Raw genomic sequence first — 14,221 nt, 5'->3', positions numbered from 1 at the left:
GGGCCATGCCCAATTCTTCACCCCCCGCCGGAGACGCGGAGAGTAGCAGCGGGCTTTGGCCCGCAATCCGTAAACTGTTCGACCCCGAAAGCGGCGAGCGCTCGCTGCGCGCGCAGCTCGAAGAAGCGATCGACGAGCACGAAGGCGAGAACGGCTCGGACGACACCGAGGAGAACGGAAAGGGCGACTTGTCGCCGGTAGAGCGGCAGATGCTGCGCAACCTCCTCCATTTCAGCGAGCACGATGCCGACGATGTCGCCGTTCCTCGCGGCGAGATCATCGCTGTGGACGCGAATGCCAGCTGGGACGAGGTCGTGGCCACCTTTTCCGAGCACGGTCACTCGCGCATGCCGGTCTATCGCGGCCAGCTCGACGATGTGATCGGCATGATCCACATCAAGGACATCTTCCCGTTCCTGGCCGAGAAAAAGGTGCCGCCAGCCGACTGGACCGTGCTGATGCGCCAGCCTCTCTACGTTCCGCAGACGCGTAACGCGCTCGACGTGCTGGCCGACATGCGCGCGCAGCGGATGCACCTGGCGATAGTCCTGGATGAGTTTTCCGGCACGGACGGGATCATCACCATCGAAGATCTCGTCGAAGAGATCGTCGGCGAGATCGAGGACGAGCATGACGATGCGCCCGAGGAATGGATCGCATCCATCGGCGAAGGTATGTGGGATTGCGACGCCCGCGCAGAGCTCGACGATGTGGCAGACCGGATCGATCCAAGGCTCGCCGAGGTGGAGGAAGCGGTCGATACGCTTGGCGGTCTCGCTTTCGTTCTGGCCGAGCAGGTGCCGCCCGTCGGTGCCGTACTCGAACATCCCAGCGGGTGGCGCATAGAGGTCACGAGTGGTGACGAGACACATGTGACCCGTCTGCGCTTGCATTCGCCCGAGGAAGCCGAAGCGACCGACTAGGCGCGCTAGTTGCAATTTTTCGCACATTGCGCCTCGACAGCAGGGGCAATGGTGAATAGTTCGAAGACATGGCCGTCCGCCGACTTCCACCCCTGCGCGCACTCGAGGCTTTTGTCCGGACTGTCAGGCTCGGCTCCGCGCGGGCGGCTGCCGACGAGTTGGGGCTGAGCCCATCCGCCTTGTCGCGCCGGATCGGAAACCTCGAGGATTTTGTTGGCAAGAAGCTCTTCACCCGCGCACGGCAGGCGATGCAGCTGACCGACGACGGGCATGCCTTCTACGAAGCGGTGAACCCGCAGCTCGAAGCCTTGGCCAGGGCGGTAGAGAGCCAGTCCGAAAACCTTTCCGTCCTACGCCTCCACCTCGGCGTATTGCCCCTGTTCGGAAGCCAGCGCCTCTTCCCGCGACTGGGCGAATTGCGGGCACGCCATCCGCTCCTGCACATCGACATCGATACCGGGCCCCATCTCGAAGACAGGGTCGGCGATACGCTCGATGCAGCGATCATCCTGTCGAGAGGACCGGCTTCTGGGCTCCACGCCGTGCGGCTCGATTTCAACATGGTGCATGCGATCGCGAGCAAGGAAGTGGCTGGAAAGCTGGGCGACAAACCCGATCCCGCGCTGCTCGCCAAGCAGACCTTCCTGATCCACAACGAGCTGCCCGAGAGCTTTCGCGCGTGGAAGGACGAGCTCGACCTGCATGATCTCGAGCCTGCGGCGATCGACCATTTCGATTCCGGCCAGCTCATGCTCGAAGCTGCAGCCCAGGGGCTGGGGATCGCCATCATGCATGACGACCACTTGCGCCGGGCGCGCGACGGGCGCCTCACCGATCTCTACGGTGTCGAGGTCGAAAGCCCCTACAGCTATTGGTTCGTGTGCAAGCCGACCGCGCTCGAGGAACGGCCGGTGCGCCTGTTCCACGATTGGCTGGTCAAGGCAGGTCTCTAGGCTTCCGCGTCCTTCGCCGGCGGCTTGTAGCGTACAGCGTCGACCACATGCTGGAAGTCGCGTAGCGGCTTGCCTAGATTGGCGACGAGCTGCTCCTCGATCTCCTCCCGCGCCTTCGCCGCAATCGCCTTGCGACCGCGGAAATCCTCCGGGCTGAAGGGCTCCAGATATGTGATTTCGAGGCGAAAGGTGCCACGCCGCGCCATGATACGCATCGCGTTGTGCAGACCGCTCTCCTCACCGACCCAGCCAATCTCTTCCGAATGTTCGCCATAGTTCAACACTGCAGGCTGGACCATGACCCCGGGCGGGGGCGGCTCGAGCACGGAGATCATCGAGGATTTGAAGGGAAGCAAGGAATGTCCGTCGGTGACCGTTCCCTCGGGAAAAACGGTCACCGACCAATTGTCCTGAAGTGCGTCCTTCAACGCGTTGATCTGCTCCGCCACACCCATGCGATGCTCGCGCTTCACGAATACCGTACGGTTGAGGCTGCATAGCCATCCGATAACGGGGACCTGACTCAATTCCCATTTGGCCACGAAAGCCGTGCCGCTGGCACCGGCCATGGCGAGGATGTCGATCCACGAAATGTGGTTCGAGATGAAGAAGACGTCTCGCTTGAGCGGCGTGCCGTGGACCCGGACCCGCGCCCCGACGACGCGCGCCGTGTACCTGAGGAACAGCATGGGGAAGGGGGAGCCGTAGGCAAAGATGCGATAGGCATAGTGCATCGGCACGAAGACGAGGAGCAGGGCGATGATGCCAAGCGTGCGAAGGATGAAGCGGAGCCATCCCGCGATTGTCAGCGGGACCTTCTCGCCTCGCGCGGCGGCCAAACGCTTCTCGGTGTAGCGGGCGAGCCTGCGCTCAGTTTTCGCGGTCGAGCCGGACGCCATAAAGTTCCATGCGGTGGTCGACAAGGCGGTAGCCCAGCTTCTCGGCGATTTGCTTCTGCAACGCTTCGAGTTCGGGATCGACAAATTCGACCACCTTGCCCGTTTCGACATCAATTAGGTGATCGTGATGCGCTTCTGGCGCGGCTTCGTAGCGTGCTCGGCCATCGCCGAAATCGTGCCGGTCGAGTATACCGGCCTCTTCGAACAGGCGGACGGTGCGATAGACGGTGGCGATCGAAATGCCCGGATCGATCTTGTTTGCCCGCTCGTGGAGCATTTCCACGTCCGGGTGATCGTCGCTGTCCGAAAGGACCTTCGCGATCACACGGCGCTGCTCGGTAATCCTGAGGCCCTTGTCTGCGCAGAGTTGTTCGAGGTCGATACGCTGGTGCAATTCGGCTTCCCAAATGAATGACGCCCCGAACCCTTATCGGGCCGGGGCGTCTATCTCAAGTTGAACCCGCAGGCTTTTTACGAGGCTTTCTTCTTGCGGCCACGCTTCTGCCCTGGTTTCCGTCCGAGGCCGATCTTCTTGGCCAGGTCGCGGCGGGTATCGGCGTATTCGGGGGCGACCATCGGATAATCCGACGGCAGGTCCCAGCGTTGGCGATAATCGTCCGGGGTCATGTCATGCTCGGTGTTGAGGTGACGCTTGAGCATCTTCATCTTCTTGCCGCAGTCGAGGCAGATGATGTGATCCTTCTTCACCGATGCGCGGACGGATACGGCCGGATCGGGCCGCTCCTCTTCTGCTGCGCTTCCCCCGCCAAGGCCGGAAAGTGCCGAATAAACATTGGAAATGAGCGTCGGGACTTCGTCAACCGATACGCTGTTATTGGAAACATGTGCAGCCACGATATCCGAGGTCAGCGTAATCAGTGTCTCGGTCATATCGACTTCGAATTCATCCATTGAATAGTCTCCACCTTTTTGGGTGGGGTATTCCTGTAGGCAGTGGCTGTCTACTCCAAGTTGTAAATTTCCGCCATTTTGTCGCTCTGCTACAACTTTCGATGGCAATTGGAGCGGTCTCAGACCTCGCGGGCAAAGGTGAGGGCATCGATCGTGGCCCCGGTCAGTGTGCGGTAGTAGTCCTTACGTTGCCCGATCTGTTCGAATCCTGCTGCGCGATAGAGCCTCTCTGCGGGATTATTGGACCGCATCTCCAGAAAGACTTTCGCAGCGGATCGTGCGCGGGCGCTCTCGATGAATTGCGCGAGCAGGCGCCGGCCAATTCTCTTGCCGCGATGTTGGGGCAGAACAGCAATCAGCAGCAGCTCCACTTCGTCGGCAGCCTGACGGGCGAGCACGAAGCCCGCCGCGATTTCTCCGTCACCCATCGGCTCGCCCGCCGCGTTGACCAGCAACATGTATGTCGAGGGCAGGGTGAGCGATTCCTCGACCTGCCGCCTTGTCCATGCCTCGCGATAATGCGGATCGAAGCTGGCTTCCATCACGGCCATCAGCTGGTCGATATCGTCGATCATGCGGGCAGTTTCGCGTCCGGGGCGCGCCCGTAGATGGGGGAAAGGACGTCAGTGATTAGTCCCTCGGGTACGGCCAGGACATGGCGTGCATCCGCAAGGAGTTCGATGGCATTGAGCGGGTTGGGTGCGAGCTCGACGAACTGTGCAGCGCGATTACCGGCAATCGAACGGGCCTGTAGGTTGGTGACCGCGTCTTGTGGCGGCAGCGAGACGAGCTTGGTGGCCGGATGGCCGTCGGCTTCGAAGCCTTGGACGAACCACTCGCCGTGGCCGCCATTCATGCAGACGCCGACATCCATCGCGCGCCCCTCGCGCGCCATCGCGGCGATAAGTGCAAGCGTCGGATATCCTCGCACCTTCGCGCCCCAGGCCAGGCCCAATGCGCGCGCTGCCGCAAGGCCGATGCGAACTCCGGTAAAGCTGCCGGGACCAAGCGAGACGCGGATTTCGTCCGCCCGCCCGCGACCGGGCAGTTCGCCGATCATCGGCACAAGCCGTTCTGCATGGCCGCGACCGATGGTTTCGTGGCGCGCATCGAGCAATTCGCCGTCCTCGAACAGGGCGACGGAGCATGCTTCTCCGGAGGTTTCGATGGCGAGCAAGCGCATGGCTGCGCCCTGCCTTACTCCGCTTGCCGCTTCAAGTCAGGCGATCGAATTGAACTTGTCGAAATCGGGGCGCGGGCTGCGGCCGAAGATGGATTCCTTGTCGCCATATCCGATCGAGCAGATAAAATTCACCCGGTGCCGTGGAGCGTCGCTGAAGAACGCCTTCTCGACCTTCTCCGGGTCGAATCCCGACATGGGGCCGCAATCGAGACCGAGCGACCTGGCGGCAATCATCAGATAGGCGCCTTGCAGGGACGAGTTGCGGAATGCGCCTTCCTTGCGCCCTTCCTCGTCGCCTTCGAACCAGCTCTTCGCGTCGGTATGCGGGAAGAGCCAGGGCAACTCTTCGTGGAAATCGATATCGTAGCCGATCACTGCAGTTACCGGGGCGGCTTTCACCTTATCGTGATTACCTTCGGATACACACTCGAGAAGCTTGGCCTTCGCGTCGTCGGATTTCACCCAGACGATCCGCGCGGGCTGCATATTGGCCGATGTTGGCCCCATCTTCATCAGCTCATAGATCGCCTGGATCTGTTCATCGCTCACCGGCTTGTCGAGCCAGCCATTGTAGCTGCGCGCCTCGCGGAAAATCTGGTCGAGGGCGTCTGCCGACAGGTGCGTGTCGTGAAATTGCTTGGTCATGGTCTTCCCGGGAAGCTGGTGAAAAATCAGGCGGCGCGGACTTCAACGACTTCCGGCACGTAATGTTTCAGCAGGCCTTCGATGCCGTGCTTCAATGTCGCGGTCGATGACGGACAGCCAGAGCAGGCGCCTTGCATCTGGAGGTAGACGATCCCGTCCTTGAAGCCGCGATACTGGATGTCTCCACCATCCCCGGCAACGGCGGGGCGGACGCGCGTTTCGAGCAGTTCGTTGATCTGGGCGACGATATCGGCGTCGGCCTCGTTTTCTTCCACCAGCAATTCGTCATCTTCGCCGGGGACCGAGATGCCGCCAGCGGTCCCGGGCGTGAAGAGCGGGGCTTCGGAAACGAAGTGGTCGAGCAGGATCGAAAGGACCTGCGGTTTCAGATCGCTCCAGCTGACGCCAGGTGCGGAGGTTACCGTAATGAAGTCGCCCCCGAAGAACACGTTCACCACTTCACCGGTGTCGAAGATCGCCTGAGCCAGCGGGCTGGCTTCCGCAGCTTCGGGAGACGCGAATTCGCGCGTTCCCTGTCCCATCACCGGACGACCGGGGAGGAATTTCAGGCTGGACGGATTGGGCGTGGTTTCGGTTTCGATGAACATGGGTAGCGATGTAGGGTCGGGTGGGTGAGCCGACAAGGCAATTGTCGAACGCGCCGCAATGCATCTCCTTTCATTCACTGGCGCTTCACGCGGTGTCTTTCTATATCCTTGCCCATGACCGATTTTCTGCGCGCCACGCGGCGTCTCGCATTTTTCCTTCCGGCTTTCCTGCTCGTTCCCCTACCGGCTGTCGCGCAGGATGCTCCGCGGCCTGAATCGCTCCAGGCCGAGGGCGAGGTCCCCTGGATCTATGAGAACAGCGACGTTCCACGCGACGAGGAGTGGCTGTTCGGCAAACTCGACAATGGCATCCGCTATGGCGTGCGGTACAACGGCGTGCCTCCGGGTCAGGTTTCGATCCGTGTCCGCATCGATGCCGGCTCGCTCTACGAAGAAGACAATGAGCTAGGCTACGCGCACTTGCTTGAACACTTGCTGTTCCGCGAGAGCAAGTATCTCGGCCCGGCTGAGGCTATCCCGACATGGCAACGCCTCGGCGCGACGTTCGGCAGCGATACCAATGCCGAGACCAGTCCGACGCATACGGTCTACAAGCTCGATCTACCCGACGTCGACCCGGCGAAGCTGGAGGAAAGCATTCGGCTGATTTCGGGTATGATCCGCGAGCCTGTCCTTTCCGACGAAAACGTGCGTGCCGAAGTTCCGATCGTCCTGGCCGAGAAGAGGGAGCGTGGTGGGGTCGGCGAACGCGTCAGCGAAACCACCCTTCGGACGCTGTTTGCAGGCCAGCGACTTGCCGAGCGTCTCACGATTGGAACGGAAGACAGCTTGCAATCGGCGGACGGCGCATCGGTCAGCGCCTTCTACGATCGCTGGTATCGTCCGGAAAACACCGTGATATCGGTTGTCGGCGACCTCGATCCCATGCTTTTTGCCGCACTGATCGAGAAGTATTTCCAAGACTGGAATGTCGCCGGAACACCGGCGCTCGCGCCCGATTTCGGCGATCCCGTCGCTCCGGCGGATGCGGACCCTTCCAACCCGGTTGGCGAAGTTGCTGTCATCGTCGAGCCGACACTTCCGCGCGCTTTCAGCTATGGCTACTTCCGCCCTTGGCGGCAGGTCGACGACACCATCGTCTATAATGAGGGCCGACTGCGCGACCAGCTGGCTCTGGCATTGATCAATCGGCGGCTTGAGGCCCGTGCGCGGGCTGGGGGCAGCTACCTTTACGCACAGGCAAGCGAGTCCAAGATCAGCCGCTCCACCCATGCCACGATCGTGCAATTCGGTCCCCTCAGTGAGGATTGGGAGACCGCTCTCGCGGACGTGCGCGGTGTCATTGCAGATGCCCTTGCGCATCCCCCGACGCAGGAGGAGATGGACCGCGAACTGGCCGAGATGGAGGTCGGTTTCGCCAATTACGTCGAGCAACGCTCGGTCCTGGCAGGATCGACGATTGCCGACGATCTGGTCGGCGCGGTCGATATCCGCGAAGCTATTGCTGCACCTGAAACCTTCCTGATGGTCTTCAACTCGATGAAGGAGAAGACTTCGGCGCAGGACGTGCTCGAAGCTACGCGCGGGCTCTTCGAGGGTTCGGTGATCCGCGCCACATATATCACCCCCGATCCCCGTGAGACGAGCGATGCCGGCATTCGCACGGCCTTGCTTGAGCCGGTTGACGCCGCCTCCGGTGCAAGGATCGCCGCGCAGACCATCCGCTTTGAGGATCTGCCTCCCATCGGCGAGCCGGGTGAAGTGATCGCTCGCGTTCCGCACGGCATAGGTCAGGTAGAGCGCGTCGAGTTCGCCAATGGCGTAAAGGCCATCCTGCTCTCGAACGGCAACGAGCCGGGTCGCGTTGCAGTTCGGGTACGGTTCGGTGCAGGTCTTCGCGCATTCGAGGCCAAGGACGCACCCTACATCCAGCTTGGTGAGACAACGCTCGTCCAGCTTGGTCTCGGCGAATTGGGGCAGGAAGAGCTCGACCGGATCTCCACCGGCCGCAAGATGGGCTTTGAGTTTACGATCGAGGAGGGAACGTTCCTGTTCGGCGCCCAGACGCGGCGCCAGGATCTGGCCGACCAGCTCTATCTCTTCGCTGCGAAGCTCGGAATGCCGCGCTGGGATACAAACCCTTTCGAGCGCGCGAAGGCAGCAGGCAGGCTGGCCTATGAAAGCTACGCTTCGAGCCCGGGAGGAGTGCTGAACCGCGACCTCGAATACTTCATCTACAATCGCAATCCGATCTTCCGGACCGCGGACCCCAGGACCCTCGAACGAGCGACAATGAAACGGTTCCGCAAGGTCTGGGAGCCGATCCTCGAGCAAGGTCCTGTCGAAGTCCTCATTTTCGGCGATTTCGACAGCGAGGAAGCGGTCGAGGCCCTCTCGCGGACATTTGGTGCTCTGCCGGACCGCAAGCCAATACCGTCAAAGGTTCTCGCGCGGGAACTCGAAATCTCGGAAGGCGGCGACGCGGTCGTGCGGTATCACAAGGGCGAGGCGAACCAGGCAGCTGCGGTCATTGCATGGCCGGTCGGCGGTGGGCGGGGCGAGATTCGCAAATCCCGCCAGCTCGCCATCCTCACCGAGGTTTTCAGCAATCGCCTGATGGATGCCATGCGCGAGAGGGCAGGCGCCAGCTATTCTCCCTCGGTCGTGCTCGACTGGCCAGCAGACGTCGAGAGCGGCGGAACAGTCATGGGCTTCGCCCAACTGCAGCCCGCCGACGTACCGGTGTTCTTCGCCGAAGCCGACCGGATCGCGCGCGAGCTTACCGAAATGCCGCCGAGCGAAGACGAGCTCGCGCGCGCCACCGAACCTCTGCGCAACTACTACCAACGCATTTCGAGCGGAAATTTCTTCTTCCTGCTCGAATTGGAGGGCTCGACGACCGATCCCCGCCGGATGCAGGCGCTGCGCGGCTTTCTGCTCGACTATTCGCAGACCACGCCGGAGACGATGTTGTCACTGGCGCGCGAGTATTTCGGCGGCCAACCCGGCTGGCGTATGGCGGTCATCCCCGAAGGCCAGGAACTCGCAACGAGAGTGAGCGCGAACAGGGGCCAGGCCGGACGCTAGACCGATCACGGCAATCGGGCTTTTGCACTGGCCAAGTTTATGCTGCTTGCGCGAAAGAGGTGGCTGGGCTTGGCTTTCGGGCCGAAATGAACATTGAACTGGATGAATAATGGCACGCGAATGGTCTCCCGATAGCTGGCAAGGTTTCGAAGCGAAGCACTTGCCGCGCTATGAAAGCGCATCTGCGCTGGAAGAGGCGACGCAGGCGCTCGCCAGCCATCCGCCGCTCGTTTTTGCGGGCGAGGCGCGTGCACTGAAGGCCGATCTCGCCGAAGTGGCTGAGGGCAATGCCTTCCTGCTGCAGGGCGGTGATTGTGCGGAAAGCTTCGCCGAATTCCACCCGAACAACATTCGCGACACCTTCCGCGTGCTGTTGCAGATGGCGGTGGTCATGACTTTCGCCAGCAAAAAGCCGGTAGTGAAGGTCGGGCGCATGGCGGGGCAGTTCGCGAAACCGCGCAGCTCGGATACGGAAACGCAGGGCGATGTAACCCTGCCGAGCTACTTTGGCGACAATGTCAACGGCATTGAGTTCGATCCCACCGCCCGCACGAATGATCCGCAGCGCATGGTCCGCGCCTATTTCCAGGCTTCGGCAACGCTCAACCTGCTCCGTGCATTTGCCGGCGGCGGTTATGCGAACCTAAGGCAGGTCCATCAATGGACGCTCGATTTCATGGGTCGCAGCCCCTGGGCCGACAAGTTCTCCGATGTCGCCGAACGGATCGGCGAAGCGCTCGACTTCATGGAAGCCTGCGGTGTTACGCCGGAGACGCTACCACAACTGCAGGGCACCAGCTTCTACACCAGCCACGAAGCTCTTTTGTTGCCCTACGAACAGGCCCTGACGCGGCGCGATAGCCTGACCGGCGAATGGTACGATACCAGTGCACACATGGTGTGGATCGGTGATCGCACCCGCTTCGAAGGTAGTGCTCATGTCGAATTTGCACGCGGCATCGGCAATCCGCTGGGCATGAAGTGCGGGCCGAGCCTTGAGACGGACGCCATGCTCCGGCTGCTCGATACGCTCAATCCTGCGCGCGAGCCGGGGCGCATCACCCTGATCAGCCGTTTCGGTCACGACAAGGTGGAAGAGGGGCTGCCGCGCCTCGTTCGCGCGGTGAAGGCCGAAGGGCATCCAGTCGTTTGGAGCTGCGACCCGATGCATGGCAATGTCGTCAAGTCGGACAGCGGCTACAAGACGCGGCCTTTCGACCGTATCCTGACCGAGGTGAAGGGCTTTTTCGCCGTGCACCGCGCGGAAGGCACGCACCCGGGCGGTATCCATGTCGAAATGACCGGTCAGGACGTGACAGAATGTGTCGGTGGCGCTGTGGCAATCACCGATGAGGCGCTGAAAGACCGCTATCACACGCACTGCGATCCGCGACTCAATGCCGCACAGTCGCTCGAACTGGCTTTCCTGATTGCTGAGACGCTCAACGCCGAGCATTCGCAAACGCAAGCCAATGCCGCCTAGGTAAATCTGCGAGGGTCGCTATCGACCCTCGACTACGTCTTTCCGGGATAGGTCCTTCTGCGAGCAGGAGGACCGCTTGCGCCAAGCCAGTTTACCATCGAAGAACTCGCTCGTGCTACTTGTGTGGCCGATCGCTGGTATGCTGGCCGCATTGGCAATAATGAGCCCCGATCCCAAGGCAGGCATCCTCCTGCTCATCCTGTCTTTCGCCCTCTTGGCCGCCCAGTGCTTCCGGCATCGTCGGATCAACAGTCGCCTACGCAGGGATGCCGAAAAGCTCGCCCGAAACGTGGATCTGCTGCAGAAGGCAGAAGGGCTCGCCGGATACGGGCGATGGTGCATCGAGATCGAGCCGCGTCGCCATCTATGGTCGGAGGAGATGTGCCATTTGGCAGGCCTGCCGGGAGGCACTCCTCCTCGCGACGATATTCTCCGCCGCATCATGCCCGATGGTCTGAAGCAGATCGAATTGGTGCTGGAAGAGCACGCGGCCGATACAGACACCTTCGCGATCGAGTTCGAGGTTCAGGGCCGGAGAGACGAAAGCCGAATCCTGCGCGCCCGGGCGCGCAATGTCTTCTCTCCCGAGCGCATGCGCGAACAGGTGTTCATGGTCGTACGCGACATCACGACCGACTACGAGCTCAAGAAGGATCGCGACGAAGCTCTAGCGCGCGCGGAGAAAGCACAAGAGGAGGCCAACACCGACGCACTTACCGGCCTCGCGAACCGACGTTTCGCCATGGCGCAGCTGGATCGCGCCGTGGTGGAGGCGCGATCGACCTCTGTTCCGCTATCGATTGTCGTCTTCGACATCGATCATTTCAAGAAGATCAACGATCGTTATGGCCACCTAATCGGGGACAAGGTCATCGGTATGCTTGGCGATATCGCCCGCCGCCAGGCGCGTGAATTCGACATTGTCGCGCGGATCGGTGGCGAGGAGTTCCTCTGGATCATGCCCGGGTCGGATGGAGAGGCGGCTCTCCTGGCGGCGGAGCGGCTGAGATGGGCGGTAGAAGCCGGGACCCATAGCGCGCCCGTTCCTGCAATCACGATCAGCGCTGGACACGCCCAGTTGGGTAAGGGCGATGCGGCCCTGCTCCTGTTCGCGCGCGCTGATGCGGCGCTATATGAAGCGAAGCGGGGCGGTAGGAACCGCGTCGGGCAGGCCGCCTAAGCTCCTCTTACCGCTAAGATTTGATAAGATAAGGCTTTTTCCGAAGACGCACTTTAAATGACGCGAGGATTGCGCCATTATGAGTCGTGGTCGCCCCGTTCTGGTGGCCGCAACAGGGGAGAGGGGGATGCCTCCGACCCAGGCGAGCCAGTCCGTAACCGCAAGCGCTCTTGTGGACGAATATGCGAAGACTCGCGCCCTGACCGAGGCGCTGGTCGAACCGCTATCGGATGCCGATGCGACCTTGCAGTCCATGGAAGACGCGTCGCCTGCCAAGTGGCACCTCGCCCACGTCACGTGGTTCTGGGAGACTTTCCTCCTGCGCGACCGTTCGCCGGGTTACTCGCTTTTCAACGAAGACTGGCCCTTCATCTTCAATTCCTATTACGAAGCAGAGGGAGAGCGGATCGCCCGCTTTTCCCGCGGCATGCTGTCGCGACCGACGCTCGACCAGATCCTAGAGTTTCGCGCGCATGTCGATGAGGCAATGCAGCCGCTGATTTCGCGAGAAGACCTGCGCCCGCTGATCGAGCTTGGCCTTGCGCATGAGCAGCAACACCAGGAATTGCTCCTCACCGACATAAAGCACGCGCTTTTCCAGAACCCCCTCGGCCCGGCGATGTGGGAGGCGGCAGCACCCCCCGCCAATCGGCAGGCGGACGGCTGGTATGCGCATCCGGGCGGTGTAGCGCGTGTCGGTCATCAGGCCGCGGGATTTGCCTTCGACAACGAAGGTCCTGCCCATCGTGTCCTGCTCGAACCCTATGCCTTGTCATCGCGTTTGGTCACGAATGGCGAATGGTCCGAATTCATTGCCGATGGCGGGTATGCGAAAGCGTCACTCTGGCTATCCGACGGATGGGCGTGGGTGAACGAGAACGGGATTGGCGCCCCGTTGTACTGGCGGGAGGACGAACAATTTACGCATTGGGGCTGGCAAGCCCGCGATCCCAATGCGCCCGTCACGCATATCTCCTATTTCGAGGCCGATGCCTTTGCCACTTGGGCAGGGTATCGTTTGCCGACCGAATTCGAATGGGAAGCCGTCGCGCGAGGTCAGGAGGGTGAGGCACCAGCCCATGATCCGGCGGGTGGGAACCAGCTCGACCGGGCCGAGCCACCGCTTCCGAGCGGTAGCGAAGGCCTGTTCGGCGACTGCTGGCAGTTCACGCGTTCTGCCTATCTGCCCTATCCCCGCTTCCAGCCTGCTGCGGGAGCGGTTGGAGAATACAACGGCAAGTTCATGAGCGGGCAGTTCGTCCTCAAGGGGGCAAGCTGTGCGACTGCGCGTGGCCATTCGCGGGCCAGCTATCGAAACTTCTTCTACCCCCACCAGCGCTGGCAATTCACCGGGCTGAGACTGGCAAAGGACCTATGAAGACCGAACAGGGAATAGCTCTCGTCAATCGGGATGATGATGGCGTGGACCGCGCGTTTCGCGAGGATGTGCTCGCCGGGCTTCGCCAGCGACAAAAGGCGGTTCCCGCGCGCTGGCTTTATGATGATGCCGGTTCGCAGTTGTTCGAGGACATCACCGAACTGTCCGAGTATTATCCTACCCGCGCCGAGACCGAGATATTGCAATCGCGCGGCAATGAGTTCGCGGAACTGATTGGCGCGGGACGTGCGGTGGTGGAGTTCGGCTCGGGAAGTTCGGTCAAGACGCCGCTCCTGCTTCGCGCGATCGATCCAGCGGCCTATGTCCCGCTCGATATCTCGGGCGATTTCCTGCGCGAATCCGCAGCCGCGCTGGCCGAGAAGTTTCCCAATCTGGCCGTGCACCCGGTCGAAGCGGACTTCATGCGCGAAGTCACGCTGCCGCAAGAGGTGCTCGGCATGAAGAAGCTCGGTTTCTTCCCCGGTTCCACGATCGGCAACATGGTCGCCCGAACTGCGGTGGATTTGCTGCGTTCTATGCGGGTGACGCTGGGAGCGGAGAATGGCGAGCGACCAGTGCTGTTGATCGGCATGGACCTGATCAAGGACCGCGCGGTGCTGGAAGCGGCCTATGACGATGCACGCGGCGTGACGGCCGAGTTCAACCTCAACCTCGCGCGGCGGATCAATCGCGAACTGGGCGGGACCATTCCGCTCGATGCCTTGCAGCACAGGGCGGTGTGGAACGACGCCTATGCGCGGGTCGAGATGCATCTCGAGGCGACGCGCGACTTCGATTTCTCCGTTGCGAACGAGAATTTCGCGATGCGGGCGGGGGAAACGATCCACACGGAGAACAGCCACAAGTTCACGCGACGCAGCGCCAATACGTTGTTGCTTGCGGGTGGCTGGACACCTCGGAAGCGATGGACGGACGGGGAGGGGCGTTTCTCCTTGATCCTCGCCGAAGCGACCGAAAAGCGCGATGCGCCCTGAATAATTTCACGCAT

General features: G+C 61.6%; 14 protein-coding genes. 7 read left to right on the top strand and 7 right to left on the bottom strand.

What is annotated here, in order from left to right:
• Window positions 1–5: 5 nt before the first annotated feature.
• Window positions 6–923: a hemolysin family protein gene (locus K3146_RS06370; protein WP_221545449.1), complete on the top strand. Its 918-nt coding sequence runs from the start codon at window positions 6–8 to the stop codon at window positions 921–923.
• 68 nt (window positions 924–991) lie between these two features.
• Window positions 992–1,876, top strand: a complete 885-nt coding sequence (locus K3146_RS06365; protein WP_221545448.1) for a LysR substrate-binding domain-containing protein — start codon at window positions 992–994, stop codon at window positions 1,874–1,876.
• On the opposite strand, the gene K3146_RS06360 is transcribed toward K3146_RS06365, so the two are convergent.
• The 7 genes from K3146_RS06360 to K3146_RS06330 all read right to left on the bottom strand — a co-directional run bounded on the left by K3146_RS06360 (window position 1,873) and on the right by K3146_RS06330 (window position 6,123).
• Entirely contained in the window at window positions 1,873–2,775 is a 903-nt protein-coding gene (locus K3146_RS06360) for a lysophospholipid acyltransferase family protein (RefSeq protein WP_221545447.1), read from the bottom strand. The genes K3146_RS06365 and K3146_RS06360 overlap by 4 nt on opposite strands.
• Window positions 2,747–3,169: a Fur family transcriptional regulator gene (locus K3146_RS06355; RefSeq protein WP_221545446.1), complete on the bottom strand. Its 423-nt coding sequence runs from the start codon at window positions 3,167–3,169 to the stop codon at window positions 2,747–2,749. Before K3146_RS06355 ends, K3146_RS06360 begins: the two co-directional genes overlap by 29 nt.
• A gap of 77 nt (window positions 3,170–3,246) precedes the next feature.
• Window positions 3,247–3,687 (bottom strand): Ros/MucR family transcriptional regulator, encoded by a 441-nt coding sequence (locus K3146_RS06350; RefSeq protein WP_221545445.1) that lies wholly within the window; start codon window positions 3,685–3,687, stop codon window positions 3,247–3,249.
• 119 nt (window positions 3,688–3,806) lie between these two features.
• Entirely contained in the window at window positions 3,807–4,262 is a 456-nt protein-coding gene (locus K3146_RS06345) for a GNAT family N-acetyltransferase (protein ID WP_221545444.1), read from the bottom strand.
• Window positions 4,259–4,870, bottom strand: coding sequence for a tRNA (adenosine(37)-N6)-threonylcarbamoyltransferase complex dimerization subunit type 1 TsaB (gene tsaB, locus K3146_RS06340; protein ID WP_221545443.1), 612 nt, complete (start codon window positions 4,868–4,870; stop codon window positions 4,259–4,261). Before tsaB ends, K3146_RS06345 begins: the two co-directional genes overlap by 4 nt.
• Window positions 4,871–4,906: 36 nt before the next feature.
• Window positions 4,907–5,515: a malonic semialdehyde reductase gene (locus tag K3146_RS06335; RefSeq protein ID WP_221545442.1), complete on the bottom strand. Its 609-nt coding sequence runs from the start codon at window positions 5,513–5,515 to the stop codon at window positions 4,907–4,909.
• A gap of 26 nt (window positions 5,516–5,541) precedes the next feature.
• The gene (locus tag K3146_RS06330; RefSeq protein WP_221545441.1) at window positions 5,542–6,123 is read right to left on the bottom strand and encodes a NifU family protein; all 582 of its coding nucleotides are present in this window, start codon (window positions 6,121–6,123) and stop codon (window positions 5,542–5,544) included.
• A 114-nt stretch (window positions 6,124–6,237) separates the two neighbouring features.
• Here K3146_RS06330 and K3146_RS06325 point away from each other — a divergent pair, with 114 nt between their 5' ends.
• From K3146_RS06325 to egtD, 5 genes are all read left to right on the top strand, one after another.
• Window positions 6,238–9,171: a M16 family metallopeptidase gene (locus K3146_RS06325; protein WP_221545440.1), complete on the top strand. Its 2,934-nt coding sequence runs from the start codon at window positions 6,238–6,240 to the stop codon at window positions 9,169–9,171.
• A gap of 109 nt (window positions 9,172–9,280) precedes the next feature.
• Window positions 9,281–10,654 (top strand): class II 3-deoxy-7-phosphoheptulonate synthase, encoded by a 1,374-nt coding sequence (locus K3146_RS06320; protein WP_221545439.1) that lies wholly within the window; start codon window positions 9,281–9,283, stop codon window positions 10,652–10,654.
• 112 nt (window positions 10,655–10,766) lie between these two features.
• Window positions 10,767–11,834 (top strand): GGDEF domain-containing protein, encoded by a 1,068-nt coding sequence (locus K3146_RS13620; RefSeq protein WP_221545438.1) that lies wholly within the window; start codon window positions 10,767–10,769, stop codon window positions 11,832–11,834.
• A gap of 127 nt (window positions 11,835–11,961) precedes the next feature.
• Window positions 11,962–13,212: an ergothioneine biosynthesis protein EgtB gene (gene egtB, locus K3146_RS06310; protein WP_221545437.1), complete on the top strand. Its 1,251-nt coding sequence runs from the start codon at window positions 11,962–11,964 to the stop codon at window positions 13,210–13,212.
• Entirely contained in the window at window positions 13,209–14,207 is a 999-nt protein-coding gene (gene egtD / locus K3146_RS06305; protein WP_221545436.1) for an L-histidine N(alpha)-methyltransferase, read from the top strand. The genes egtB and egtD overlap by 4 nt, the downstream gene beginning before the upstream one ends.
• Window positions 14,208–14,221 lie beyond the last annotated feature (14 nt).

It is taken from the genome of Qipengyuania vesicularis (assembly GCF_019711415.1).
GTDB lineage: Bacteria > Pseudomonadota > Alphaproteobacteria > Sphingomonadales > Sphingomonadaceae > Qipengyuania > Qipengyuania vesicularis.
This window is presented reverse-complemented; position numbering and strand designations above follow the sequence as displayed.

Bases quoted from the DNA above. Each gene is read 5' to 3' on its own strand.
- K3146_RS06370 (WP_221545449.1), top strand. From the start codon at position 6: ATGCCCAATTCTTCACCCCCCGCCGGAGACGCGGAGAGTAGCAGCGGG.
- K3146_RS06365 (WP_221545448.1), top strand. From the start codon at position 992: ATGGCCGTCCGCCGACTTCCACCCCTGCGCGCACTCGAGGCTTTTGTC.
- K3146_RS06360 (WP_221545447.1), bottom strand. From the start codon at position 2,775: ATGGCGTCCGGCTCGACCGCGAAAACTGAGCGCAGGCTCGCCCGCTAC.
- K3146_RS06350 (WP_221545445.1), bottom strand. From the start codon at position 3,687: ATGGATGAATTCGAAGTCGATATGACCGAGACACTGATTACGCTGACC.
- K3146_RS06345 (WP_221545444.1), bottom strand. From the start codon at position 4,262: ATGATCGACGATATCGACCAGCTGATGGCCGTGATGGAAGCCAGCTTC.
- tsaB (WP_221545443.1), bottom strand. From the start codon at position 4,870: ATGCGCTTGCTCGCCATCGAAACCTCCGGAGAAGCATGCTCCGTCGCC.
- K3146_RS06335 (WP_221545442.1), bottom strand. From the start codon at position 5,515: ATGACCAAGCAATTTCACGACACGCACCTGTCGGCAGACGCCCTCGAC.
- K3146_RS06330 (WP_221545441.1), bottom strand. From the start codon at position 6,123: ATGTTCATCGAAACCGAAACCACGCCCAATCCGTCCAGCCTGAAATTC.
- K3146_RS06325 (WP_221545440.1), top strand. From the start codon at position 6,238: ATGACCGATTTTCTGCGCGCCACGCGGCGTCTCGCATTTTTCCTTCCG.
- K3146_RS06320 (WP_221545439.1), top strand. From the start codon at position 9,281: ATGGCACGCGAATGGTCTCCCGATAGCTGGCAAGGTTTCGAAGCGAAG.
- egtB (WP_221545437.1), top strand. From the start codon at position 11,962: ATGCCTCCGACCCAGGCGAGCCAGTCCGTAACCGCAAGCGCTCTTGTG.
- egtD (WP_221545436.1), top strand. From the start codon at position 13,209: ATGAAGACCGAACAGGGAATAGCTCTCGTCAATCGGGATGATGATGGC.